This is a genomic window from Bacillus sp. MUM 116 (genome assembly GCF_001866655.1).
Classification (GTDB): Bacteria; Bacillota; Bacilli; order Bacillales; family Cytobacillaceae; genus Neobacillus.
In genome coordinates this window covers 1-25,971 of the sequence record NZ_MLYR01000029.1, presented here as the reverse complement: position 1 = coordinate 25,971, position 25,971 = coordinate 1, and the positions used below count along the sequence as shown (strand labels likewise).

Below are 25,971 nucleotides of genomic sequence, written 5' to 3'. Positions count from 1 at the left end.
TTTTAAAGTGTAATTAACTTAATTATCAAAAAATTCATTGACCATTTATTTAATATGCGATATATTGGTTTTAAACGAGGCCTAAATCATTTTTTACATAATATATGCCTTGAAGATACACATAACTCCAAATTCAGTCAAAAGAAAAGGAATCCATTCATTGACACGATTAGGAGGAAATTTAAATGAATTCTACGACTACCACCACTCAAAACTTCGAGGTTCATGACCAAAAGGTATTAAACTGGGCAAAGGAAATCATCGAACATAGTTCTTCACCAAGATTAATTCAAAAAGAGATCCTTGATGCAGCCGATCGAAACGCAATTTGGCGCGGGCAGGAATGCCTGAATCTATTGGCTCCAGAAGCACCGACAAGTCCAACCGTCCGCCAATTATTAGCATCTGAGGTAGGTACACGTGCTGCCGAAGGGCATATCGGACCAACCCAAAGATGGTTTTCCGGAACAAAGTATATCGACGAAATTGAATCCCTTTGCGTTGAATTACTCAAAAAAGTTTTTAACTGCAATTATGCGGACCATCGTCTTGTTGCCAGTATGATTGGAAACATGACGGTTTATGCTGCCCTGACAAAACCGGGGGACAATATTTTAACTATCGCACAGCCACTCGGGGGCCACTCAAGTAATCGCTACGATGGACCTGCAGGGATTCGCGGCTTGAACATTTTTGATGTTCCAATGGATCCTGTTGATTTAGTGGTAGATATTGACGAATTTGCCAAAGTGGCAAGAGAGGTCAGACCGACATTGGTTACCCTTGGTGCCTCTATGACACTGTTCCCATTCTCACTGAAAGAAATGTCCGAAATCGTCAGTGAATGGGGCGGAAAAATATTTTTTGATGGCGCTCACCAGCTCGGACTTATCGGTGGCGGACAATTCCAGGATCCGCTAAACGAAGGAGCATGGATTATGACCGGATCAGCTGGAAAAACCTTCAGCGGTCCGCAAAGTGGTATCATCGTTTGGAATGATCCCAATCTTACGCAGCCTGTTTGCGATACGATTTTCCCAGCACTTGCAGCGACCCATCAAGTAAACCGTGTTGCAGCACTTGCCGCATCAGCCGCTTAATTCCTTGCCTTTGGTAAAGAATACATGGCTCAAATCGTAGCAAACTCAAAGGCGCTTGCCAAAGCACTTCATGATCGAGGGATTACAGTCCTTGGCGCTCATAAAGGATTCACAGAAACCCATCAAGTTATTGTTGATGTGAAGAAATTCGGCGGCGGGCTAGATGTTGCCCATAAGCTTGCCAAAGCAAATATTATCACCAACAAAAATCTGATCCCAAGCGATAAACCGGATGATTGGGATTATCCAAGCGGCCTGCGGATTGGTACGATTGAAATTACCCGCTTAGGTATGAAGGAAGCAGAAATGGATATCATCGCAGACTATATCGTTCGCGCTCTTGAGAATCAAGAGCCAGTTGAATCCGTTAGAAAGCGCGTAATTGAGATGCGCACTGGCTATCAAAAAATTCATTATTGTTTTGATTAATATGTGAATGTTTTATGAAATTCCCCAGTTCCCGAGTTGAACTGGGGAATTTTTTGATAAGATGAATTCACTTACACAATGGGAAGTGAGTTTGGATGCTTGAAAAACTTGTTAATGAACTGGAACAAAAAATAAAGCTTGACCCTGAAAATGCAAATTTAATCTCTGAATATGCACTTGCATTACTCGCGTTTGGCGATTTCCGGGAAGCATTAAATCATTTTGAAAAAGCGGCAAAAATAAAACCTAACATTCAAAACCTGCAAAATTTGGCCTACTTTTATCATTATGAAGGGGTGCCATTGGACCGTGATTCTTGGCAGTTTAAGGAGAAAGAAGCCATCGATATATTAGAAGAAATCATTAAGCAGGAGCCAGCCTCTTTTTTTCCATATAACCTGTTGGGAGAAATCTATACCTCCAATGGACATTATCATCGAGCAATGGGGCTATTGAAAAAAGCCTATCTTATTCAGCCAACATTGGAAAATTTAAATAATTTAGGAATTTGCTTTTATCATAAATCCATGCTGAAGGAAGCTGCAGAATGTTTTCGAACGGCTTTTTTAACAAATAATCATCAGCAAACTTTAAATCCAATTCTAAGTTGTGGCATCTGTATGGCCAAAATTGGAATGAGAGAAGAAGCATTACTGCTTGCGGAAAATTTACTTACTGAAAGTGCAAAGTTTGATAACTGGATGGAGAAACTTGAAGACCAAATAGCCGGTATGTATTATCTTCTTAATGATTTTGATAAATTTGTTGAAATTTATTCGGAATTAGACTTGTTCCGCTATGAAGTTCATTGTCTGCCGCCTTATCTCTATTCTTTATGGAAGCTTGGCCAGTTTGAAAAAACGGAAGAATGTTTTGAAGAACATATCAACAAACTGGAAATCGATATGCAAGATATTGTCCGGGATGATGACCCTGACTGGGATGTCGTCAGTAAGGAAGAACGGATCGAAGAAATCAAAGCGGATATTCAATTTTTGAAAACGACTAAGGAAAATATATTTGAAGGGAAAAAGCCTGAATTCGTGTTTGAACCAGAGATTGCCAGAGGGTGTTATGTATTTGGATGCAAGGTGCACAATCATCCCTATTATATTGAATTAGAGGAGAAGAAAAATGGAGAAGATACAATTCAAATATAATTTTTCTGGAATCAAATTGGACGATATGAGGGAAGTCTACGAATCTGTAGGCTGGTGTGTGGAAAATAAAAAACATGGATCTGTTATGTAGAGATCCATGTTTTTAAATCTTATAGATCAATGTATTGCATTCAAAGCTAGATGAAATAGAAAACGGTCCGGTAGATAGGCATATTCTAGACGACCATTTTGGGCTTTCGTAACCGAATACGGTCAAGTAGACCTGTTCTAGGCGACCGTTTTGTAGGTTCTTAACCGAAAACGGTCAAGTAAACCTGTTTTAGACGACTATTTTGGGGTGTTTAACCATGAACTGTCGCCTACAATCAATGAAGCCGACCCATATTTATTTTTATCATTGAAACCTTGCAGGTAAAAACAACACTAATTATCTCGGTGTCAAAGGCTTCACAGAAATTGCAGGAGAACAGGTTTTAATAATACAGCCATCCAAATGCTCTTGGTTTAATAAGCCAAGTTGAATAGCTGCTTTTATTTTAACATCATCCGGTTTTTTAACTATTTGAATCAAATCATTCATTTGCAAATCTTCTAATCTCTTAATGATGACATCTTCATTATATTTTTCGGTATTCCGAATTTGACGTTGAAGTTTGTACCCAGCTATCGTAATATCACCTTTTACATTCTCACCAACAAAGCTGTCAAAATATTGTTGAAAGGATTCCTTTAATTGATTCATTTCCAGTTCAATTTCTTTTTTCTGTTTATTAAGTTCATAGTATTTAATCAACATTTCTCCCGTCACCAAAGTTTCGTTTTTGTTTTTCATGATGTCTCCTCCCTGGATGAGAACGTACATTCTATAATATGGTGAACTTAATAAAATTATTACTGTTTAGAAAATTTTCACAATTTGAGTAGTGGTTATTAAAAAAGATATGCTAGAATAAAATTAGAAAATTCTAATTATTACGAGGTGAAAAGGATGAATGTACCTTTGGTGTTAACGGAGTTCTTAGATCGTGCAGTAAAATTGTACGGGGACAAGCAGGCAGTTTATTGTGATGAACGTATTTTTACATATAAAGAATTAAGCTGAAGGGCCAATCAACTTTCAAATGGATTAAGGGAACTGGGAGTGGAAAAAGGGGACCGGGTTGCCTATTTGGCACCCAATACAGTTGAAATGCTGGAAGGATTTTATGGGATTTTTCAGCTTGGAGCCATTATGGTGCCGCTTAATATTCGTTTAACACCTCAAGATTATTTATTCATCTTAAACCATAGTGAATCGAAAGTGCTGTTTTTGACCAAGATCTTTACCATTTAATCGTCCCGATTAAGGACAAGCTGTCAACGGTTGAACAGATTATTGTCTATTATAAAAATCAGGAAACGGATGAAATCGATTATGAGATATGGCTTGCGGGTTTCAGTGGGACAACCTTTGACCGCACCGATTTGGATGAAAATGATGTTTGCAGCCTGCTTTATACTAGTGGTACAACCGGGAGTCCAAAAGGGGTTATGCTGACACACCGCAACAATTATCTTCATGCCTTAAGTACAATGCTCATTTACGAGTCAGCGATCGTGACGTTTATCTTCATGTTCTGCCAATGTTCCATGTGAATGGCTGGGGGGCGCCATTTTACTACACAGCAAATGGATCGACTCATATTTGTTTGAAAAAAGCGACACCGGAAACCATTTTTAAGGCAATTCAAGACCATAAAGTTTCTGTCTTGCATATGGCACCAACCGTGCTAAATTCGCTATTGCAGTTTTATGAAAAAAATAAACCAGTTTTAGAACAGGATATCCGTGTGGTCATAGCTGGTTCAGCGCCTCCGCCAGCGTTTGTTATCAGAGTGGAAAAAGAATTAGGCTGGGAATTTATTCAGGTTTATGGAATGACAGAAACCACACCATTGAGTTTGGTTTCAACCATCAGGTCCGAGTTGACTCATCTTAAACCCGAGGAAAAGGCAAGAATTAAAGCAAAAGCCGGTTATCCAATGATTGGATGTGACGTAAAAGTCATCAATGATCATGGGGAGGAAGTCGCCCACAATGGAAAAGAAATTGGCGAGGTAGTCACAAGAAGTCATGGTGTGATGAAAGGATATTGGAAAAATCCTGAGGCAACAATGGAAACCATTCGCAACGGCTGGCTGCATACGGGTGATATGGGTACAGTTGACGAATATGGGCATATCGATATCGTGGACCGGATGAAGGATATCATCATCAGCGGCGGGGAGAACATTTCTTCGATTGAAGTGGAAGGAGCATTATACGAACATCCTAGTATTCTAGAAGCCGCTGTTATCGCCGTACCGCATGAAAAATGGGGTGAAACTCCTCATGCTTTTGTTGTTTTACGAGAAAACCAACAAATCAGCGAGCAAGAAATTATCACTTTTTCCAGAGAAAAATTAGCTCATTTTAAAGCGGTTACAGGAGTTACCTTTGTTGACGAACTTCCAAAAACTGCTTCAGGAAAAATCCAGAAGGTTCATCTTCGTAACGAAAACTGGGAATCCCACAGAAAGGCAGGTCGATTGGTGAATTAATCACAAGATACCTTCACCATTGGTACCAAGCACCGATATTGTCATGAATATTTGGAGAAGATGGAAAGGCTAAGGTACTAACTACCTTCCCAACAGAATTAATCAGGATTGGTTAATGTAGAAAAAAGAGTGACGAATCGCAAAGATTCATCACTCTTTTTTTAAATAATACTATTTTTCGTTATAATCGAGTCATTTAAATCACTGTCAAAAATATACGATATTGGTATAATGATTGGCACTATGTCTCCGTTTTGCTCACCAAAGGCCTGGTTCCTTTTATAGGAAATAAATTGGTCTGTAATTTGGTTTGCACCAATATTCATTACGGATGCATGGTCAAATACATTTATTTTGTAGCCCAGCAAATTGATTTCTGTCGGTGCGAAAATCACCATCAAAAACACCTCATGGAATAAGACATCTCAAATACACTGCAGGGATTTTAATTAAACAATACTGTTTTTCGCTCCATTTGAATCCGCAATATCCGGGTCGACAACCCAAGAAATCGGAATATTGATAGGGGATATATCACCGTTCTGCTCTCCCACACCTTGATTTCGCTTATAAGCAACAAACTCATCGATTATTTGATTGGGGCCAAAATTTACGTAAGAGGAGTTATCAATAGCATTTACTTTAAAACCAAGCAGATTAATCGCATAAGGCCCAACGATCATTTCCATCACTCCCTGTTTAATTTTTCCCGCATTAACTGGCGGAAACCCCCCCCCACTAATTGAAGTTTAGCTTAACTCTAGGTGAATCGATTGGGTCGTCATCATACGTCACATGGATAGGAATCATAATGGTAGACAAATCTGCCATCTGCTGCCCATACCCTTGATTTTTTTTCCCCGCCACATTTACACCAACAATATACGTTGATCCAAAGGAAACAGATGCTGCGTGATCGGGGCTGCTAATTTTCAAACCACCTATATTAATTTTTGTCGGAATGAAAAACATGTGAATGCCCTCCAAATTACAACATTTTTAAGAAAAAAAGGACGGTATTTTTAAAGTGTATTCACCTAAAAGTGAAATAATAACTGTTATAAAATTTGGCAGCCCTTTTAAGCATATGCAGATTTATTTTTATATTTGGGATATCTGCCTATGCCTTTTTCCTTCTTTTACATAGTCTAGACTGTAACCTATAAAAAGGAGTGTGTGCTTCATGGGATTTAATGTAGGATCTGGAGCCACGGGTGGATTCCCTGGTATGCCAGGAATGGGCACTACGGGCGGAGTTCCCGGTATGCCAGGAATGGGCACTACGGGCGGAGTTCCCGGTATGACGGGAATGGGCACTACGGGCGGAGTTCCCGGTATGCCAGGAATGGGCACTACGGGCGGAGTTCCCGGTATGCCAGGAATGGGCACAATGGGAGGATTCCCCGGTATGACGGGTATGGATGGAATGGGGGGGGTTCCAGGTCATGTGTATGATGGGATGCATGGAGTTCCCGGCCATTTCGGTATGGGAACATACCCAGGTCACGGATTTGGAACTATGGGAGGATTCCCTGGACACGGAAGCATGGGAGGTTATCCTGGCTACAGTGGCTTTGGAGGATTCCCTGGAGCAGGAGGTTACCATGGGTACCCTGGTTTCCCGGGAGTGGGAGGAACACCAATGTACGGTGGTCAAACAGGTATGACTGGTTACCCGGGATTTATCCCAGGAACGATGGGGGGCTTCCCCGGTTAAATTAGGCGAATCTTGCTGAAGAATTACAATTAAAGGTGTCCCAAAAATATTTTGGGGCACCACTAAAAAAATCGAAAGTGGAGATTTCCACTTTCGAAAGAAGGAAAAATGTTTGGGTTACTACAAGGTATGTCGTTGCTGTACGTTGATGTAGTTTACTTGTCCTATATAAAAAAAATGGGTCTTTAAAATGGGTTTAACAAATTTTTTGGACTAGTTCGATTGAATTATTTTTAGGTGAATTCACAAGAGAAGATACCTCGTATGCTTCCATTAACTCTTCGTTGAAGGGCTTTAAAAATTTCTGAATATATTCAAGATCAGTAATAGCCGGATTCAGCCATGTTTTTTCATCCTCAGGTGCAAGGATGACAGGCATACGGTCATGAATATCTTCCATTAATTTATTAGGCTGAGTCGTAATGACCGAACAGGTAAAAAGGGACTTGCCATCATTTGATTTCCAAGTTTCCCATAATCCCGCCATTGCAAATAACTGGCCGGTCTTTAGCTTAATGCGAATCGGTGTTTTTGAACGATCCTTATGACGTTTCCATTCATAAAAGCTATCAGCTACAATTAAACAGCGTTTTCGTTTAAAAGGACTGCTGAAACTGGGTTTCTCGGATAAAGTCTCCGCTCTGGCATTAATCATTTTATTGCCAATGGATAAATCCTTTGCCCAAGGAGGGACTAGACCCCATTTTAAAAAACCCATTCGATTCATTTTTCCATCATTTATAATCGCTAAAACTTGTTGAGAGGGTGCAATATTGTAACTTGGACTATATAGCTCTTCATCTAAAAAGGACTGAACATCAAATCGGTCTAAAATTTCTTCAATGGTTGCAGTTAACGTAAATCTACCACACATTTTTATCCCCCCAGTAAACTAAGTGTAACAAAATCTTCACTTATTTTTCAAAGTTTCCAACAAAGTATATTGACAAGACAGAAAATTTAAATTATTTTTATAGTAATTAAAGATTAAAAAGAATTCCACAAAATTCATCATAAGATAACCTTCCATCCTAGTTTTCCTATTCAATTGAAAGCGCTATTCCACATCATATGTACCTATTCTATCTAGATTTCTCTTACCATTTGATTAATTTTTTAAATTTACCCTTAATGGTATATACCATTTTAAATGGGAAGTGAGATAATAAAAAAAACTCTAAAAAAATTGGAGAACGTTAAATGCGTAAAATGATGAAAGATGAGGAAACCCTTCCATTTTATAAACAATTAAAAGATAAAATCCTTGATGATATTGAACTAGGAAAATTAAAGCACGGCGATAAGCTGCCTTCAGAAAGGGAACTTGCCGATCAATATGGGATTAGCCGGATGACTGCCAGACATACATTGTCGATTTTAGAAAGAGAAGGTGTCGTAGAAAGACGGGTCGGTGCTGGGACTTTTATTTCTAATAAGAAGATCGAAATGGATTTTATTACATTTAACAGTTTTACGAGAAATATGATTAATAGAGGTTTAACTCCAAGAACCCAAGTATTATCGATTCGGAAAATGGAGGCAAAACCGATGTTGGCAAATAAATTAAAAGTACCAATCGGAGAGGCAATGATTTCGATTAAACGCTTGCGGCTTGTCGAGGATATGCCTGTGACTATTGAAGAATCCTTTATTCCCGAAAAGCTTTGTCCAAACCTGGATCAAATTATTAACGACAACGATTCGCTTTACGAAATATTAGAAACCCATTTCGGTATTGTCCTTGTCAAAGCGAAGGAGTACATGCAGGTTACATTTTCTGAGGAAAGTGATAGTAAGTTATTAAAAATCCGTTCAGAAAGTCCATGTATTTTTCAAGAATCGGTTGCTTTTGACCGCAATGAACAAGAAATTGAATTTTCAACATCATTAACAAGAAGCGACATTGTTAAATTTTATTCTGAATTGAATCTAAATTAATTTAAGATTCATTTCAGTATTAATTCAAATGGTATATACCATTTTAAGCCAAATTAGGAGGACAAAGTCATGAAAGTCATTGGTGTAGGCGATAATGTTGTCGATCAGTATCTTTATAAAAGAACGATGTACCCTGGTGGAAATGCTCTCAATTTCAGTGTTTATGCAAAACAACTTGGAGTGGAGTCCGCCTACCTTGGGGTTTTTGGCAGCGACCGAGCCGCAGAGCATATTGCCGAAACCTTAAGGACTCTGGAAGTTGATTTATCCCATTGTAGATATCATGAAGGTGAAAATGGCTATGCTCAGGTGGACCTAGTAGATGGTGAACGGGTTTTTATCGGCGGCAATGGGGGAGGCGTCCAAAAGGAACATCCAATCATTCTTACAGACGAAGACTTGGAATATATCAAAACCTTTGAAATCGCTCATAGCAGCATCTATAGCAATATGGTTGAGGAACTACAAAAATTAAAAGCTGCCGGCGTCATGGTTTCCTTTGATTTTTCAGCTGATTATAATTACGAAATTCTTGAAATCACCTGTAAACATGTGGATGTAAGCTTATTATCCTGCGGGCAATTAAAGGAAGAGGAAGTGGAGGAACTTTTAAAAAGGGTTCACGGTTTAGGAAGCAGTCTTGCCATCGGTACATTGGGTTCACGGGGATCAATCGTTTATGATGGGCAAAGCTTTTACCGCCATAAGCCACACTTTGTACAGCCTGTGGATACACTAGGAGCAGGAGATTCTTTTTTCACCGCCTTTATCCTGCATTACTTGAAAGGGAAGAAAGAGAACCAAGCTAGGGGAGATGCGGAATTAATAGTAAGCAGCTTGGAAGAAGGAGCAAAATTCGCTGCGAAAACTTGTCTAGTCGATGGTGCCTTTGGTTTTGGGATTTCATTCTAATCCCCTTTAGGGGGAGGAATTTATTAAAGAATCCACAGGGGGTGTCATGTTTCGAATAATCTGAATGTTTTATATTTTTAAAAAACGGGAGGTTCTTGTATGAGTAAAAAAGTAAAGATTTTATTAGTAGCTATGTTGATGTTTGCTCTCGTTTTAACGGGATGTTCAAGCACTTCGTCTTCCAAAGAAGACGATTCGGGTAAAATCGTTTTAAAATTTTTGCATAAGTGGCCACAACCAGAGTACGCTCCCTATTTTGAAGAAGTGGTTAAAGAATTTGAAAAACAAAACCCAAAAATCAAAATTAAGATGGAAGCGATTGCAGACGAACCCATTAAGGATAAACTTCGTGTGATCCTAGGCGGCAGCGATGTTCCTGACATTATGTTCTCATGGTCAGGAGAGTTTGTAAGAAAATTTGTTCGTGCCGATGCAGCCTTGGATTTAACTTCTTATTTAAACGAAGATACTGCATGGAAAAACAGCTTTATTCCGGCATCCCTGCAGCCTTTCACTTCAGAAGGAAAAAACTATGGAATTCCGCTTCGTTTTAACGGAAAATTCTTTGTCTATAACAAGAAAATATTTGATAAATATCAACTTCAGACACCTAAGACCTGGGATGAATTTTTACAAGAATTAGATACATTGAAAAAGGGCGGCGAAACTCCGATTATATTTGGGAACCAAAGCCCGTGGGCGGCCATCCATTACTTAACTGGTCTTAACCAAAAACTTGTACCGCAAGATGTAAGAATGAAAGACTATAATCCTAAATCAGGCGAATTCACTGATCCTGGTTATATTAAAGCAATGGAAATGTTTGCAGATTTGAATAAAAAAGGTTATTTCATGAAAAATGTCAACTCTACTTCCCATGATATGGCAAAACAATTGTTCCTGGCTGGTAAAGGGGCCATCATGTATGTGGAATTGGAAGAATTCCCTGATATTGAGAAAGGTTTGAAAGGGAACTGGGGCTTCTTCCCAATGCCGGCGATTGCGGATGGTGCAGGAAATCAAAACTTTATTACAGGTGCACCGGATGGATTTATCGTTTCATCTAAATCGAAACATCCGAAAGAAGCGATTAAATTCTTGAAATTTTTAACAAGCAAGGAAAATGCGCTGAAACTTACCAAACAGCTTGGGTGGCCTAGTCCAATTGACGGAGCAACGAACCCGGATACTGCTTTGAAGCAAGTTGCTGAAGGTGTAGATTTCATGAAGAAGGAAGAGGGAATGGCTGAATGGCTTGATACCGATGTTCATGCCAAGGTTGCCGATGCCTACTTAACGAATATCCAGCTATTGCTCGATGGAACTAAAACACCTGAGCAAATCATTAAAGAAGTTCAAAACGTAGCAAAACAGGTACAAAGTGAAGTGAACTAAGACAAAAGGGTAGGCAGTGATTAAACTGCTAACCCCCTCTAAGGAGGAAGAAGGATGACAAAAACATTTCGAAATGGCCGTACTGCATTAATCTATATTTTACCAGCACTTCTTCTCATCCTGTTGTTTGTGTTTCTGCCAATTGTTCTGAATCTATATAACAGTTTATTTCGGTGGAATTCATTTGAAGCAGGAAAAACGTTTGTTGGCTTCGAGTATTATAGCCGGCTCTTTAAGGATCCCGTATTCTATACTGCATTAAAAAATAATTCTCTTTATGCTGTCATTTCCTTGTGCTTCCAAGTTGGAGGCGGATTAGTTATTGCCGCAATCTTGGAAGACAAACTGATTAGAAAATTTCAACCTTTTTTCCGGACTGTATTTTTTATTCCTTCTGTTATTTCCATTGCAGTGGTTGGCTTGTTATGGCAGCTTCTGTATAACCCGGAGGTCGGTCTTGTCAATGGCTTTTTAAAATTAATCGGCCAATCAGAATGGGCCCATTCCTGGCTGGGTGAGAGTAAAATTGCCATTTATGCAGTTGTCGCCGTATCACAGTGGCAGTATACAGGCTATATGGCAATGCTTTTCATCATCGCTATGCAAAAAATTCCATTTGAATATTACGAAGCTGCCATGATTGATGGTGCATCTAAGATAAAAACCTTTTTTAACATTACATTACCACAAATTAAAGAAATGACACTTGTTGGTACCGTTATTACCGTCATTGGTGCTTTCAAAGTATTTGATGAAGTTTATATTATGACATTTGGGGGACCGGGTCAATCAACAGAGGTTTTAGGAACAATGCTATACCGTGCAGCATTCCGAAATGATGAAATGGGCTACGCGTCCACAATCGGCACGATTATCTTCGTGATTACCCTAATCCTTTCTTTGTTTCAAATGAAATTGGGAAAATCGGGACAGGAGGCGTAGAAGCATGACCACAAGAGAGAATCCAATCGTTAAAACAAACGAGTTCACACAAGTGAAAACTGCTGGTCCTAAAATATCAACAAAAATAAAAAATAGACTTTTTCAAACCGTTGCCCTTGTCTGGTTTAGTATTTTTGCAATTTGCATTATTTACCCGATCATTTGGCTTTTGTTAAGCGGACTTAAATCAAATAGTGATTTCTTTTTAAGTACTTGGTCTTTACCAAAGGAATGGCATTGGAGCAATTATAAAGTGGCATGGGACGCAGGAATTGGACATTTCTTCTTAAATAGCGTTCTTGTCACCGGCATATCCGTACTATGTGTATTATTTTTTGGATCGTTGGCTGCCTTTGGTCTTAGCCGATTCCAATTTAAAGGCCAGAATTTCTTGTTGATTATTATCTTAAGCGGTTTAATGCTTGCGCCGCAGGTTAGTTTAATTCCGCTCTATAAATTGCTTCAGGCTTTAGGGCTTTACAATACCTATGGAGCATTAATTCTTCCTTATGTGGCCTTTCAATTGCCATTTGCGATTTTCTTAATGCGTTCCTATTTTTTATCCATCCCGCACGAGCTTGAGGAATCGGCAATCCTTGATGGGTGTAATAGCTGGAAGGTTTACAGGCATATTATTGTACCGATGGGGAAACCAATTATTGCTTCCTGTGCTTTATTAACGGGTATGAATGTGTGGAATGAATTCATGTTTGCCCTTGTTTTCGTAGAAAATTCCAGCCTTCGAACCATACCGGTTGGTTTAATGAATTTAAGAAGCCAATTGAACACAGATTTTGGAATCCAATTGTCCGGATTGGCGATTTCAGCACTGCCGATGATTATTGCATATATTATCTTCCAAAAACAATTTGTTCGCGGCTTATCGGCGGGAAGTGTAAAAGGATAATTGGACAACCAGCAAAGGAATGGGGAAGTATTATCCTTTCCTATTCCTAAATGATTTCGTTTCTTATGATTGGTCGAAATGGTATATACCAAATAGCCAATTTGGAAAAATATTAAATTTATTTATCTTTGATAAGGAGGAAATGACATGTTACCAGAAGTTCAAAAAGCTTTAGAGGTATTTGAGGAAAGGAATATAGACCGTGTTTATTTCGTGGCATGCGGCGGCTCGTCCTCACTTATGTTTGCCAGCAAATTTGTGCTTGATCGTGAAAGCGGTACAATTGACTCTGACCTTTACAGTTCAAATGAGTTTATTCACCGTAATCCTAAGAAATTAAATGAAAAATCATTGGTTATTTTATGTTCCCACTACGGGAAAACCCCGGAAACTGTTGAGGCAGCTCGTTTTGCCAAAGAGAAAGGTGCGTTAACGGTTTCCTTAACTTTTGATGCCGAATCACCGCTTGCGAAAACCTCAGAATATGTAATTGTTTACCTTGATAAAGACGACTCAAATTATGTGAATGAAGCACCGGCCATCATGCTCGAACTGGTTTTTGGTCTGTTAGCTGTGAAAGAAGGAAATGAAAAATTCGATGATATTATTTCTTCTTTAGAAAATTTAAGACCAATTTTAACTAAAGCAAAAGCGGAGACTTTAGTTCAAGCGAAAGAATTTGCTGAGGCTTATAAAGATGAAAAAATTATTTACACGATGGGAAGCGGTGCAAACTATGGTATTGCCTATTGGTTTGCCATCTGCATTCTGATGGAAATGCAATGGATTCATTCCCATGCAATTCATGCAGGCGAATACTTCCACGGCCCATTTGAAATTTTAGATAAAGAAGTTCCGATTATCCAGCTAGTGGGGGTAGACGAGACTCGTCCATTGGAAGAACGTTCACTAGAATTTACCGAGCGTTACGGAGAAAAAGTCATTGTCCTTGATGCAAAAGAGTTTGATTTAACCGGTACTGCCGATAGTGTGAAAGGATATATTGCACCACTCGTATTACAGACAGTTTTACGGCAATATGCTGGAGAGTTAGCTGAAGTCCGGAACCATCCATTAACGACTAGAAGATATATGTGGAAGGTTCCATATTAATTCGAAACGTAAGCTAAGCCTATTTAGAAGACTTAAACAATACCAAATATTTTTTGGAGGGATTGTCATGTTAAAATTTGAACAGGATGTTTTTTTTGAATACGTTGGAAAAGAGGCACTTGCAAAACGAGAAGAAATTGAAAGAATAGTAGACGAAATTTCCTCTAAAGACTTTAAAAATATCTTTTTAATCGGTTCTGGCGGAACAATCGCCATGATGTATCCATTCGAATATATTCTTAAATCGAACTCAAGCCTTGAGGTACATGCGGAAATTGCCGCCGAATTATTAGTTATGAATAATCGCCACCTTTCAAAGGATTCGGTTTGCATTTTTGCTTCTGTTACCGGAACCACAAAAGAAACAGTAACAGCAGCTCAATTCTGCAAGGATAAGGGGGCGACCACCATTGGCTTGGTTGCGGACCCCGGTACACCGCTGGCCGAAGCAGTTGATTATTGCATTACATCAGGCCATGACAAACATTCTTTCGATACGTTCTTCCTTCATTTACAATTGTTTACATTCCGTTTTATTCATAACAACGATGAATTCCCTCAGTACGAACAATTTGCAAAAGAAATCGCCCTGCTGCCAGAAGGAATTTTCAATGCATTAAAAAACTTCGATTCCCGAGCAGAACAATTCGCCATCAGGCATAAGGATACAGGTTATCATATGCTAGTCGGTGCAGGAAATCTATGGGGGAATACCTATTCCTATGCGATGTGTATTTTAGAGGAAATGCAATGGATAAAATCTAAGTCCATCCATGCGGCTGAATTCTTCCACGGTACACTTGAGTTAGTGGAAGAGGACTCAAGTGTTATTCTTTTTAAAGGGGAAGATGAAACCCGTCCATTAGTTGATCGTGTGGAAAGATTTGCTGAGAAAATCACCAAAGAGTTATTTATTATTGATACAAAGGATTATCCATTAGAAGGAATCAGTGAAGAATTCCGCAAACATTTTGCCATCAACCTGAACTGGGCATTAACAGGACGAATTAGTGTTTATTTGGAACGTGAAAGAAAACATCCGTTAGAGCTTAGAAGATATTACAGAAAAATGGAATATTAACGGTTCTTAAAATATTATTGTAATTTACCTGTTTATCAATTCAAATAGATGTAAATTAAATTTTCTGTCTCTTTTGCGCTTTAAACTGTTGAAAGAATATTTAGAAAATGGTACTATTTAATTGTTTAAATTCTTCTGAGTTTAGACCTCCTAAACTAAAGCTTAGCCTTGACCACTAAGCTGATCTTTGGACCTTTGAATTTGATCAAAGGTTCTTTTTTTGAATTTAATTTTGTAAATAACTGCGTTAAAAGGAAAAAAATGATACATTGTGGACAGGGAAGAAATTGTTTCCAAAAGAAATCTAAGGGAGTGTCTAAATGAAGGGGCAAATTACACCCTATTTAATGTTTGATGGCAATGCCAGGGAGGCTTTAGAATTTTATCGCGAAGTTTTTCAAGGGGAAATTTTAAACGCTCAAACCTACGGAGAGGCTGGCTATAACAATTCACCTGAAGCACAAAATCTTTTGATTCATGCGCAATTCAAAAAAGATGATTTATTCATCATGGCTTCGGACGCATTTCCAGGAAACACTATAAATATAGGAAATAATATTTCATTGGCACTTGATTTGGATAGCGAAAAAGAAATTCTACGTTTATACGATGCCTTACGGGAAAAGGGAAAGGTCTATATGGAGCTCCAGGATACCTTCTGGGGAGCGAAGTATGCAAAAGTTACAGATCCTTTCGGTATCTCATGGGATTTGAATTATCAAAAATCCTAAGATATTCAAATAACAAGTACTCGTTTTGAGTGCTTGTTTTTTTCGATATGTCAAAGTTCTACTTTGTAAAAGCAGTCTTTCACTTACTGCTATGATAAAGTATTATTGTAGTAAAATTCAGAAAATTAAATTGACAGAAAAGTCTGCATCAACTAGAATAGTAATGAAATTTAAGAATTTTAGTTGGGAATGATCGTCATGAGGCATCGTAAAAAAATGAAACAAACTTCAAAAAATAGTTTTAAAAAGAGAGGCTGAAGTCCAATTCAAATCTGAATCGGAATTCAGCCTCTTTCTTTATTAAACTAATTTGACAGAAGGGAGCTTGGCCGGATAAGTTTAACACCTATCAAAAGAATCATTCAAACCAGGATCATCAGTATTTCACACCTCAAACCTATTAAAATTGGAGGATTTCAAAATGTGGGTCATCACTCTCTATACAATGGAAAATATCAAAATGTTTGAATTTGAAAAACAAGAGGAAGCAATAGAAGTCTTCGAAAGTATCCAAGGCACCAAAATCCTGTCCGAAATTGTATACTTTAATGATCCTTGTTTTCTAAATTAAATTGTCGATTGATTGAAAAAAATCCTGTATTATACGGGATTTTTTTCTCTATTATTAAAGGGACAAAGGAATCCTGTTCTTTTTATAAAAATTGCGGATATATTTCTTTTAGGCAGTGAACAAAATTTACTCCCTAATATGGAGGTGATGCAAAGTGGAGTATATTCTAGCATTTGATGCAGGTACGGGCAGTATTCGGGCAGTATTATTTGATTTGTCGGGAAATCAAATCGGTGTTTCACAAATTGAGTGGGAACATTTAGCGGATGAACGGTTCCCGGGGTCAATGGATTTTGATTGGAAAACGAACTGGAGCTTAGTTATCCAATGTGTTAGAAATGTTATAAATGACACGGGGATTCATGCAAAAAATATCAAAGCAATCAGCGCTACATCTATGCGGGAAGGAATTGTCCTTTATGATCAACAGGGCAATGAGATTTGGGCTTGCGCTAATGTCGATGCAAGAGCCTCAAAAGAAGTAGGAAAATTAAAAGAAATCAATTCTGGATTAGAAATAGACATGTATAACTTATCTGGGCAAATGTTTGCCTTAGGTGCATTACCAAGGCTGTTATGGATTAAAAATCATTTACCAGAAATCTATGAAAAAGCCGCTGCGATGACAATGATTAATGATTGGGTACTTTTTAAGCTCTCAGGGAAGCTTCAGGTAGACCCTTCAAATGGATGTACGACCGGTATTTTTGATTTAAGAAAACGCAACTGGGAAAGGAAAGCAGCTGGTATATGCGGGATTAAGGAGGACCTGTTTCCACCGGTGAACGAGGCAGGAACCGTTTTAGGAGCTGTCACTGAAAGGGCCGCTGCTCTAACCGGTTTAACTCCAGGAACTCTTATTGTCTCAGGCGGCGGAGATGCACAAATGGCTTCCGTTGGAGTAGGTGCAGTAACGGAAGGGCAAACAGTGGTTTCAGGCGGTTCGTTCTGGCAACAAGAAGTAAATGTAACACAGCCCATATTAGATACGGGCGGACGAATCCGCGTAAACTGCCATGCGGTACCTAATCTATGGCAGCTTGAAACAATAGCCTTTTTCCCTGGTCTTGTGATGAGATGGTTCCGAGATGCTTTTTGCGATTTGGAAAAAGCAGAAGCGGTTGCAACCGGCCGCGACCCCTATGAAATTTTAGAAGAAAAAGCCAAAGATGTGCCGATTGGCTCGAATGGAATTATTCCGGTTTTTTCCGATACGATGAATTTCGTTTCCTGGCGGCATGCCGCTCCATCCTTTATAAACCTCACTCTTGATCCTCAAAAAACTGGAAAAAAAGAACTGTTTAAATCCCTTCAAGAAAATGCAGCCTTAATCACACTAGGAAACTTAAAGCTGATTGAAGAATCGACCGGTACTTATCCGAAGGAGGTTATTTTTGCCGGAGGGGCTTCAAAGGGAAAGCTGTGGAGTCAGACCCTTGCAGATGTTTTAGGTGTACCTGTTAAAGTTCCTGTTGTAAAAGAAGCAGCGGCTCTAGGCACAGCTTTATTTGCAGGAATTGGGGCGGGACTCTATAAAAATATAGAAAAAGCAGGGGAATTGGTAGTGAAGTGGGAGCAAACCTATCAACCTAATTTAGATAATCATAGAAAATACCTGGAACTCTTTGAAAAATGGAAGCAGGTATATAAAGAACAACTCATTTTGGCTGACCGCGGTTTAACCAATCATATGTGGAAAGCACCAGGATTGGATTAAGGTTTGAAGGGGGGGTAAGGGATGAAGAAAGTCAATGAGAGCGGCTTTGAATACCGGTTTGGAGACAACGGACCAAAGTATTTAACGAAGGGGCCCAATGTAGATGTGGGAGTTGTTGCCTTGAAACCAGGGCAGGACTTTCAAAACCATTATCATACCGTTTGCGAAGAAATTTTCTATATTTTAGAAGGTGAAATTGATTTTTATATTAACAGCGAACGGGTTCAGGTAAAACCGGGGGACATGATTCAATGCCGTCCGTATGATTCTCATTATTTGATTAATAAATCGGAGCAGTTGTTTAAAGCTGTGTTTATTAAGTCCCCGCATATTGCGGAAAGAGATACGGTTAATATTCCAAATCCTGTGATTAAATAAAGGAGCGTGTGATGGTGATGAGTTGGGGTTTAAAAAACCGTTTGAATAAAATTTTGCCGAATAGAAGGGCTGTTATGCTGGCGATTGACCATGGGTACTTTTTGGGGCCCATCAGGGGTTTAGAAAAACCGGGGGAAACGGTAAAGGATTTGCTTCCGTATACAGATTCCCTTTATTTAACCCGTGGAACACTTGCTGCCTGCATTCCCGATGATACGGAAAAACCGATGGTCTTGCGTGTGTCTGGAGGTCCAACAACACTTGGAAAGGATTTGGCAAATGAAACGATTGTCACCTCCGTAAAGGAGGCGCTTCGCCATAATGTGGTCGGTGTGGGGGTTTCCGTATTTATTGGCTCTGATTTTGAAACGCAAACTGTAACAAATCTTGCACATGTAGTCACCGATGCACATGATTATGGGCTCCCGGTTTTAGGGATTACAGCAGTCGGTAAAGAGCTTGAAAAACGTGATGCGAGATTCCTTGCTTTAGCCTCCAGGGTGGTAGCTGAAATGGGGGCGGATATTGTAAAAACTTATTACTGTGAAGATTTTGAACAGGTGACAGGCAAGTGCCCGGTGCCAATTGTGATTGCCGGTGGGCCGAAATTTGATACGATTCGGGAAGCGCTTGAGATTACGTATAATGCGATGGAACAGGGAGCGGTAGGCGTTGATATGGGGCGGAATATTTGGCAGTCCGAGAATCCGCTTGCCATGATACAGGCGATTCATTCAATTGTACATCATGGTTTTTCCGTAAAGGAAGCAGTGGAATTGTATGAAACAAATACGAAAATTAAAGCATAAGTGGTCGGTAAACGCCTGAAATCTATTTTTATATTCAGGCGTTTATTAATCCAAAAACCTATTTTTCAAACTTGGTGAGGGAAGCATACAGCTGTTTTTCCGGCCAAACCATTTATAGCGGTTTTTCGCTATGATATCATAGATGTAGTCTCTTATAAAAGGTGGGATAATCATGAGGATTACGAACAACTTCCATGGACCGTTTAGCTTACCGCAAATCCGTAATGCGGCAGTGGATTTTCGATAAGCTTTTTCATTTTCTATTAATATGAGGCTTTCCAATTCGGCAGGAATTCCGAAGTCCGAAATAATTCTTTTTCCCCTTTCCCCTTGGAGAGAGGCAAACTTAAATATTCCGGATGGATCTCTCTTGATAATAAACTGGACACTTTGATTACATAAATTACATACACCATCAAAAAGAACAATTCGTTCCATTACATCACCACCGTCCCTATATTTTAGATGTCCGTCCCACACGGAAAAAAGAAGATTTGTCCACGGACGGTGCCTGTCACCTTATTATATTATGAAAGGCGGTAAATCGCATGTGGCAAAATGAATTTACTCAACGATTAGGAATTGATTATCCGATTATTCAAGCTCCAATGGCGGGTGGACCAACGACTTCAAGATTGGTGGCTGCTGTTTCCAATGCTGGAGGACTCGGAATGATTGGCGCTGGTTACCTTAATCCTGCACAAGTTCGCCATCAAATAAAAGAAGTCAAGCAAATTACGGCCAAACCATTCGGAATCAATCTATTCGTTCCATCTATCTATCAACATGATGAGCAAAAAATAAAGTCGGCAAAGGATCTACTCCACCCAATTGAACAAGTTTTAGGTATAGAAACCCATCCTAAATTACCAACATACGAACAGGACCTCGAAATTTTTCATGAGCAGATACAAGTCGTTCTTGAAGAAAATGTACCAGTCTGTTCCTTTACATTTGGATTGCCGTCCCAGGATATCCTCGAACGTTTGAAAAAGAATTCAATTCATACAGCCGGCACGGCCACCACGGTTCACGAAACCATCTTATGTCAAAAAGCAGGTATGGACTTTGTCGTGTTACAGGGAAGCGAGGCAGGAGGACACCGCGGTACCTTCATAAATGATCCAGAGCAGGGTTTGATTGGATTAATGTCACTAATTCCCCAGGCAGCAGACCATATCCATATTCCAATCATTGCTGCCGGAGGTATTATGGATGCTAGAGGAATATTCGCAGCAAAATGTCTCGGTGCTCATGCTGTTCAAATGGGAACCGCGTTCCTGGTGTGTGAAGAGAGTGGAGCATCTCAAATCCATAAGGAGGCAATCATCCATGCTCAAGAAGACCAGGTGGTTCTAACAAAAGCCTTCTCAGGAAAAATGGCAAGAGGGGTAAATAACGGCTTTATTGAATCCATGAAAGAAAAGGAGAACAACTTACCGCCATATCCGATTCAAAATGAACTGACAAAAGGGATCCGAAAAGCATCTTTAGCCACACGAAACCCGGATTATATGTCCCTTTGGTCCGGCCAAAGTCCCCGATTAGCAAAAACATTAACCGTCCAGCAATTAATGAATCAATTAATCGAGGATACAGCAAGATTAAAGACCAAGTTAATATTTTAAGTTGTTAAAAAATGGTAAAATCATGGTTGTAGAACTTGTTTGTTTTGTTGTTTATTTCTTTTTCCAAACGACCGTACCTAGCCCCGAGTTAACGAGGAACGGCCTACTCATTAGGCTTGTCCAGTTGATTCATGGAAAAATCTGATACTGTTTATCTAAAAAATGAATTAAATAATTGAAAATAAAAAGCGGACTGTCACAGTCCGTTTTTAAGTGTCCTTAAAAGACACTCATTTAAGTCATATGAACTGTTTTGATATGCTGAAGATGCAAATAAACCGGTTCTTCTTTAGCTCGTATAATTTCAACGAAATTGTCTTTTATTCCTTTCACTTTTCCGATTACATGGTCACTTTCACCCATATTAAAAACGATTAGTTCTCCTACCAGTTTTTCAATTTGCACCTCAAAAGACCTTGAAAATGAAATGTTTGATGGATTTACTGGGAAATTCGCATTGCTTAGTCCATATGGACGTTGATTTTCGGAGTAAGGAATTAACCACTTCAGATGATTCAGGGAAATAAACATTGTTTTGTAAATAGGGGAGTAAAAAACGAAATAATTGTTCATGATGCTTATAATATATCCATGCAATGCTTTGTTGCCTGTTACATAAATTTCTGTGAAAATTCCTTTTGCAGAAGTTAGCGTCTTGCGAAGTGAAATTTCTTCATTATGGTTATATATAGGGGAGGGTTCTGTAGAAACATAGATTTCATCAATCTCATCTTCATTTAGAAATTCCCAATTTTGTATATTGATGGATGGAATATATAGATAATCATACCCATCAAAAAGAACCCATAAATCGCTTCCAATGTCAATTAACATGCCACTTAGTATTTTTTTTCCTGAAATCTCTAGTTTTATATATTTTCCGATATGTTCCTTAAAATTCATTAGATCACATCCTTTCTAAGGAGTTACAATATACAAGATGAGATGGACTGGTGTTTTAAGGACAACCTTAAAAAGACCAGTCCAAAATCATTTTGTAAGGATTTCTTTAGGATGCTGAAAGGGACAATGACATGGAAGGGAACTATGTTCATATTCATATTGGCTTTTTCTGGTTAGAGGTGCGAAATTAGAATCGGTTTGCTCTGTTTCTCCTACTTGGCCAACCAGCGTATGGGAAAGCTTCCTTGCTATCACGGGTAATTGGTTCCCCTGCAAAACGGATTAACCGTGATTCCTCATCCTGTTGGAGATTCATAGCACTCGTCGTATCCTTACTATTTGTTTCTTTCTTTGATTCTTTAATTTCCTTCATTTCCTTCATTAATCCAAAGATATTGGCTGTGTCGGCAAATTTCAATGCAGTAACTTCTTTATTTGTTTTTTCAGAATTAACCTCTTGTTTTACCTCTTCAACTTTTGTTTCAGATACTTCCTTTTTGGAAGATCCTTCTTTTTTGGAAGAACTTTTTGATTTTGAGTTTTTGCTAGAACTTTTGCTGCTTTTTTTACTTTTCTCTTGTTTGGAGGAGGATGAATCACGATTGCTCTTGGATGACTTTTCTTTTTCGTTTGATGTTTCTAAAACCTCCGTTACAAAATTTTCAACCGTTGTCGGTCTTATTGATTGTGACCAAACGATAGATTGAGAATTATCACTAGTTGATTGGCTGGAGATCTCAGGAGACTCTTCTTTGATGTGCTCAACTTTTTCTCCAGTTACTTCTTCAACGATATCGTTTGATTCGTTAGAACTATCTTCTAATTCCACGTACTGATAGGTTACTTCCGTTTCATTTTGTTCTTCTTCATTTTGTTCTTCTTCATTTTGTTCTTCTTCATCAGTTTCAGAGTCTGAGTTATTTGAATTATCTTCTATTACTCCCATTACAATGTTCGAAACATGGGTTAATTTTATAAGAATCCTTTCTTCACCACTAATTAAAGTGACGAAATCGGAATCCACTTCATTTACAATACCGCTAAACGTTTGTTTATTTAAGCAAAGGATACTTACCCAAGAATTGATTAAAGAGTCTAATAACTCTTTTAAGCTGGTTGTTTTTAAATATTTAGATGAAATTTCCTCTGCTTGGAATTGTTTTGTGTTCTTGGTAATTGCCTGTATTTTATCCAGGCTATAGTAAAAGATGTAATTATTTTCGTTTTCTAAAATTAAATGGTCTTCTTCCACTCCCATTAATTTTCCTTTAATGATTTCTTCACTTACATAAAGATTTACCCAATAGCCTTTGAATAAATCCAGTGTAGATGAAAAATTATCTTGACTCATACATAAATCCTCCTTAAGGGAGTAATTGTCGCTTCCCCAAAATCGAGAAGCGACGAATTATTACTCTTTATTTATTCTTATCATTGGAACTTTTATCATTTGAGTTTTTATTCTTAGAACCTTTATCATTTGAGCCTTTATTATCTGAACCATTATCCTCATCTATATTACTTTCAATTTTTAGCCCGTAGCTGATATTTCTAAGATGGATCCTTGACAAACGAACAATCTCATCCTTAACAATTACGGATACATAATCAGGATGAACTTCACTTAGAACTCCCTCAATGCTCTCAGGTCCACGGTTCAAGTGTACCCATTGGTATTGCATGCCCCTTAATAATTCCATGAAAGTTGTTGCTTTTTTATATTCAAATCCATCAGGAATTTCAATGCCAAATTCGATTTTGTCCTGAGTGCTTTCCGTAATACTTTTGATATGTTGCATACAATAGTATAGAACTCCATCCTTTTCGGTTAATAAGACAAATCCATCATCAAAAACCTCCATTAATTTTCCGACTCTGGAATTTGGCCCATGTCTATCAACCCTGATGGTTTTACCGACAAAATTACTCATCATTTCCTTATTCATACCACCATTTTCCTCCTTAAAATTAAATAAACATTTACACTGCATCTATATGTATCACGGGGTGATGTTGTACTATTATAGGTGCCTGTTTTTGAGATTTATGAAAAAAATAGGCAAAAAAAATGTATATGGAACTTGCCATATACGTCATACTGCCTATATTAAGGACATCATTTTTTCTTTCAGGTAGGAATTTCTTTTTTGAATAAACCTAATAATGTATGTTTTTTCTTTTTCAAGTGTTTGTTCATTTATGGTTAAATACGGATCTAGGCCAATATAGGGATTTAATTGTTTGAAAAGGATGGAAACAATTGGTTCCATGGTATTGACCGTTAATAGATTTTCTAATGTGGATAATAACGTATTTAAATATTTTTTCCTGAATTGTGGAATATTTAGAAGCCTGTTGGTTAATGTATTGTACCCGGAAATAGGTACGAAATCATAGCTTAATTTACGTCCATGAAGATCCCGCCCCCAAGTCCCATCATAATCCCAAGGAGATATTTCATATAGGTTACTTTCGCTATTGTGATACAAGGCATAGTTATGGATAAAACCATCAAAATTTTGCGTGCAAACGACCCCAGTAAGCCAATTTACATATTGATCTGTATCTAAATATTTAGGTATTTCCTCTTCAAATTCCGCGTTATTTAAGGTGTTAATTTTCGCAATGAACTCCTCTAATCTTTCCAGATCTTTTTCAGAACCATTCTTTATTGTATAACCTTGATCTAAGCTGGATTTTAGTTTACTTTTTGGCGTTAATAAAGAAAAATTGGCATGATAATTTGTAGCATAAATGATTGGACCTGGTGGTAAATTCCTTTTTTTCAACATGTATTGGTCAAAGGACTCGATTTCTAAATAGATCCCTTTACAATATCCATTGATATAGAGGAGCACATGCCTCGAGTGTGGGGAGATAACTCCTAATGAATCAAAAAAATCCAGTGAAAGTTTGTTCCTGCATAATGAAATATCAGAATATTCTGCGTTGAGATGGATTTCATGGGCTCCGTTAACAAGAAACGGCTTTTGAAAAATGATATCGTATGATTTTTTCTTCTTTTTTCTGATGACATTCCCACGATAGGCCAGGTGAACTGTGTATTTTTCTTTTCCAATTTTCAACACTGCTGGAACCGGCTCGTCTTCCCAAATATCGTTGTCTAAATTTTTTAGTACTTTTGGGTTTATAAAGATTTCATATTTTAACAATTTTAATACCCCTAAAAAATTTATTTTTAGAATTGTATGCATTTTTTTAGGTATTTGTGCAGTTAGACGAAGGCCATGAGTCAAATTATAGGCGAATTTTTCTAAAAATGTATTAAATGTCCATGTCAATACTGACTTAATTCCCATAAGTTAGAAAGGAAAATACTTATTTTTGGAAGTGGTGAAAAAATGGTATTAAAATTGGACATTGAACAGTTATTAGCCCAAGCCAAAGAAAATGGCTTATTAACCTTTTTAGATAGTAACCCAAAAGATGTTGTAGCAAAGCATAAAGGAAAGGGTCCAAAATCTAAAGGTGGCCCTAAACCACCTGAAAAAAAACCAAAGCCTGGCAGCCATAGTTCCGGCAGTTCCGGAAGCTCTGGCAGTTCGGGCAGTTCGGGCAGTTCCGGAAGCTCTGGCAGTTCGGGCAGTTCCGGAAGCTCTGGCAGTTCGGGCAGTTCCGGAAGCTCTGGCAGTTCGGGCAGTTCCGGTAGCTCTGGAAGCTCTTGCAGTTCCGGAAGCTCTGGTAGTTCGGGCAGTTCTGGTAGTTCCGGCAGTTCCGGCAGTTCGGGTAGTTCCGGTAGTTCCGGCAGTTCTGGAAGTTGCGGGTCCTGTGGCAGCTGGGATTCCAGTGGAAGCAGCGGCAGTTGTGGAACCTGTGATAGCTCCGGCAGCTCGGGAAGCAGCGGGTCAAGCGGCAGCCACGGGTCCGGGAAAAGTAAAGGTGGGAAAAATTCCGGAAAGAATAAGAACAATAAACATTCCGGGAAAAGTAAAGGCAGCCATGGATCAAGTGGCAGCTCAGGCAGCTCGGGAAGCAGCGG

At 38.6% G+C, this 25,971-nt stretch carries 28 protein-coding genes and 1 pseudogene; 19 read left to right on the top strand and 10 right to left on the bottom strand.

Annotated features, from left to right (window positions below):
* The first annotated feature begins 185 nt into the window (after nt 1–185).
* The 3 genes from BIV60_RS08030 (at nt 186) to BIV60_RS08025 (ending at nt 2,689) form a co-directional block, all read left to right on the top strand.
* Nucleotides 186–1,100 (top strand): hypothetical protein, encoded by a 915-nt coding sequence (locus BIV60_RS08030; protein WP_256218340.1) that lies wholly within the window; start codon nt 186–188, stop codon nt 1,098–1,100.
* Between the two features lie 24 nt (nt 1,101–1,124).
* The gene (locus BIV60_RS30255; protein ID WP_256218339.1) at nt 1,125–1,529 is read left to right on the top strand and encodes a PLP-dependent aminotransferase family protein; all 405 of its coding nucleotides are present in this window, start codon (nt 1,125–1,127) and stop codon (nt 1,527–1,529) included.
* A gap of 95 nt (nt 1,530–1,624) precedes the next feature.
* Nucleotides 1,625–2,689, top strand: coding sequence for a tetratricopeptide repeat protein (locus BIV60_RS08025; protein ID WP_071355204.1), 1,065 nt, complete (start codon nt 1,625–1,627; stop codon nt 2,687–2,689).
* A gap of 388 nt (nt 2,690–3,077) precedes the next feature.
* Here the strand turns inward: BIV60_RS08025 and BIV60_RS08020 are convergent, their stop codons facing one another.
* Nucleotides 3,078–3,482 carry a hypothetical protein gene (locus tag BIV60_RS08020; protein ID WP_083402152.1) on the bottom strand — a complete coding sequence of 135 codons (405 nt, stop codon included), beginning with the start codon at nt 3,480–3,482 and terminating at the stop codon, nt 3,078–3,080.
* 156 nt (nt 3,483–3,638) lie between these two features.
* Here BIV60_RS08020 and BIV60_RS08015 point away from each other — a divergent pair.
* Nucleotides 3,639–5,229: pseudogene (locus tag BIV60_RS08015) on the top strand (long-chain-fatty-acid--CoA ligase).
* Between the two features lie 161 nt (nt 5,230–5,390).
* On the opposite strand, the gene BIV60_RS08010 reads toward BIV60_RS08015, so the two are convergent.
* Genes BIV60_RS08010 through BIV60_RS08000 form a run of 3 tightly spaced genes read right to left on the bottom strand, consistent with a single transcriptional unit; the run spans nt 5,391 to nt 6,201 of the window.
* On the bottom strand, nt 5,391–5,627 hold the full coding sequence (locus BIV60_RS08010; RefSeq protein ID WP_327966804.1) for a hypothetical protein: 237 nt from the start codon (nt 5,625–5,627) through the stop codon (nt 5,391–5,393).
* Nucleotides 5,628–5,678: 51 nt separating this feature from the next.
* Nucleotides 5,679–5,912: a hypothetical protein gene (locus BIV60_RS08005; protein ID WP_071355203.1), complete on the bottom strand. Its 234-nt coding sequence runs from the start codon at nt 5,910–5,912 to the stop codon at nt 5,679–5,681.
* A gap of 55 nt (nt 5,913–5,967) precedes the next feature.
* Nucleotides 5,968–6,201, bottom strand: coding sequence for a hypothetical protein (locus tag BIV60_RS08000; protein WP_071355202.1), 234 nt, complete (start codon nt 6,199–6,201; stop codon nt 5,968–5,970).
* Nucleotides 6,202–6,412: 211 nt separating this feature from the next.
* Between BIV60_RS08000 and BIV60_RS30250 the strand changes: the two genes are divergently transcribed.
* On the top strand, nt 6,413–6,946 hold the full coding sequence (locus BIV60_RS30250) for a hypothetical protein (protein WP_071355201.1): 534 nt from the start codon (nt 6,413–6,415) through the stop codon (nt 6,944–6,946).
* 196 nt (nt 6,947–7,142) lie between these two features.
* On the opposite strand, the gene BIV60_RS07990 is transcribed toward BIV60_RS30250, so the two are convergent.
* On the bottom strand, nt 7,143–7,820 hold the full coding sequence (locus BIV60_RS07990; protein WP_071355200.1) for an SOS response-associated peptidase: 678 nt from the start codon (nt 7,818–7,820) through the stop codon (nt 7,143–7,145).
* A 326-nt stretch (nt 7,821–8,146) separates the two neighbouring features.
* Here BIV60_RS07990 and BIV60_RS07985 point away from each other — a divergent pair, with 326 nt between their 5' ends.
* From BIV60_RS07985 to lsrF, 12 genes are all read left to right on the top strand, one after another.
* Entirely contained in the window at nt 8,147–8,884 is a 738-nt protein-coding gene (locus BIV60_RS07985; RefSeq protein WP_083402151.1) for a GntR family transcriptional regulator, read from the top strand.
* Nucleotides 8,885–8,953: 69 nt separating this feature from the next.
* Complete coding sequence (locus tag BIV60_RS07980) at nt 8,954–9,796, top strand: PfkB family carbohydrate kinase (protein WP_071355199.1); 843 nt, start codon at nt 8,954–8,956, stop codon at nt 9,794–9,796.
* A 99-nt stretch (nt 9,797–9,895) separates the two neighbouring features.
* A complete protein-coding gene (locus BIV60_RS07975; RefSeq protein ID WP_071355198.1) occupies nt 9,896–11,191 on the top strand; it encodes an ABC transporter substrate-binding protein in 1,296 nt (431 codons plus the stop codon).
* Nucleotides 11,192–11,245: 54 nt separating this feature from the next.
* Entirely contained in the window at nt 11,246–12,133 is an 888-nt protein-coding gene (locus BIV60_RS07970) for a carbohydrate ABC transporter permease (RefSeq protein ID WP_071355197.1), read from the top strand.
* Between the two features lie 4 nt (nt 12,134–12,137).
* Complete coding sequence (locus BIV60_RS07965; RefSeq protein ID WP_083402150.1) at nt 12,138–13,040, top strand: carbohydrate ABC transporter permease; 903 nt, start codon at nt 12,138–12,140, stop codon at nt 13,038–13,040.
* Nucleotides 13,041–13,187: 147 nt separating this feature from the next.
* Nucleotides 13,188–14,153 carry an SIS domain-containing protein gene (locus BIV60_RS07960; protein ID WP_071355196.1) on the top strand — a complete coding sequence of 322 codons (966 nt, stop codon included), beginning with the start codon at nt 13,188–13,190 and terminating at the stop codon, nt 14,151–14,153.
* Between the two features lie 67 nt (nt 14,154–14,220).
* On the top strand, nt 14,221–15,234 hold the full coding sequence (locus BIV60_RS07955; protein ID WP_071355195.1) for an SIS domain-containing protein: 1,014 nt from the start codon (nt 14,221–14,223) through the stop codon (nt 15,232–15,234).
* A gap of 320 nt (nt 15,235–15,554) precedes the next feature.
* Nucleotides 15,555–15,965: a VOC family protein gene (locus tag BIV60_RS07950; RefSeq protein WP_071355194.1), complete on the top strand. Its 411-nt coding sequence runs from the start codon at nt 15,555–15,557 to the stop codon at nt 15,963–15,965.
* 421 nt (nt 15,966–16,386) lie between these two features.
* Entirely contained in the window at nt 16,387–16,536 is a 150-nt protein-coding gene (locus tag BIV60_RS29535; RefSeq protein WP_177177244.1) for a hypothetical protein, read from the top strand.
* Between the two features lie 154 nt (nt 16,537–16,690).
* The gene (gene lsrK, locus BIV60_RS07945; protein ID WP_071355193.1) at nt 16,691–18,253 is read left to right on the top strand and encodes an autoinducer-2 kinase; all 1,563 of its coding nucleotides are present in this window, start codon (nt 16,691–16,693) and stop codon (nt 18,251–18,253) included.
* 21 nt (nt 18,254–18,274) lie between these two features.
* Nucleotides 18,275–18,631: a cupin domain-containing protein gene (locus tag BIV60_RS07940; RefSeq protein WP_071355192.1), complete on the top strand. Its 357-nt coding sequence runs from the start codon at nt 18,275–18,277 to the stop codon at nt 18,629–18,631.
* Nucleotides 18,632–18,648: 17 nt separating this feature from the next.
* Entirely contained in the window at nt 18,649–19,440 is a 792-nt protein-coding gene (gene lsrF, locus BIV60_RS07935; protein ID WP_071355283.1) for a 3-hydroxy-5-phosphonooxypentane-2,4-dione thiolase, read from the top strand.
* Nucleotides 19,441–19,485: 45 nt separating this feature from the next.
* Here lsrF and BIV60_RS07930 read toward each other — a convergent pair whose 3' ends face one another.
* Complete coding sequence (locus tag BIV60_RS07930; protein WP_071355191.1) at nt 19,486–19,878, bottom strand: thiol-disulfide oxidoreductase DCC family protein; 393 nt, start codon at nt 19,876–19,878, stop codon at nt 19,486–19,488.
* Between the two features lie 110 nt (nt 19,879–19,988).
* Between BIV60_RS07930 and BIV60_RS07925 the strand changes: the two genes are divergently transcribed.
* On the top strand, nt 19,989–21,068 hold the full coding sequence (locus tag BIV60_RS07925; RefSeq protein WP_071355190.1) for an NAD(P)H-dependent flavin oxidoreductase: 1,080 nt from the start codon (nt 19,989–19,991) through the stop codon (nt 21,066–21,068).
* Between the two features lie 234 nt (nt 21,069–21,302).
* On the opposite strand, the gene BIV60_RS07920 is transcribed toward BIV60_RS07925, so the two are convergent.
* The 4 genes from BIV60_RS07920 to BIV60_RS07905 form a co-directional block, all read right to left on the bottom strand.
* Nucleotides 21,303–21,971 (bottom strand): DUF2642 domain-containing protein, encoded by a 669-nt coding sequence (locus tag BIV60_RS07920; RefSeq protein ID WP_071355189.1) that lies wholly within the window; start codon nt 21,969–21,971, stop codon nt 21,303–21,305.
* 187 nt (nt 21,972–22,158) lie between these two features.
* Nucleotides 22,159–23,322, bottom strand: coding sequence for a hypothetical protein (locus BIV60_RS07915; RefSeq protein ID WP_071355188.1), 1,164 nt, complete (start codon nt 23,320–23,322; stop codon nt 22,159–22,161).
* A 67-nt stretch (nt 23,323–23,389) separates the two neighbouring features.
* Nucleotides 23,390–23,917 (bottom strand): hypothetical protein, encoded by a 528-nt coding sequence (locus tag BIV60_RS07910; protein WP_071355187.1) that lies wholly within the window; start codon nt 23,915–23,917, stop codon nt 23,390–23,392.
* Nucleotides 23,918–24,073: 156 nt separating this feature from the next.
* Nucleotides 24,074–25,144: a CotH kinase family protein gene (locus BIV60_RS07905; RefSeq protein WP_141770426.1), complete on the bottom strand. Its 1,071-nt coding sequence runs from the start codon at nt 25,142–25,144 to the stop codon at nt 24,074–24,076.
* Between the two features lie 316 nt (nt 25,145–25,460).
* On the opposite strand from BIV60_RS07905, the gene BIV60_RS07900 reads away from it, so the two are divergent.
* Nucleotides 25,461–25,971: hypothetical protein (locus BIV60_RS07900; RefSeq protein WP_218145932.1), on the top strand; the 511-nt coding region annotated here is incomplete at its 3' end.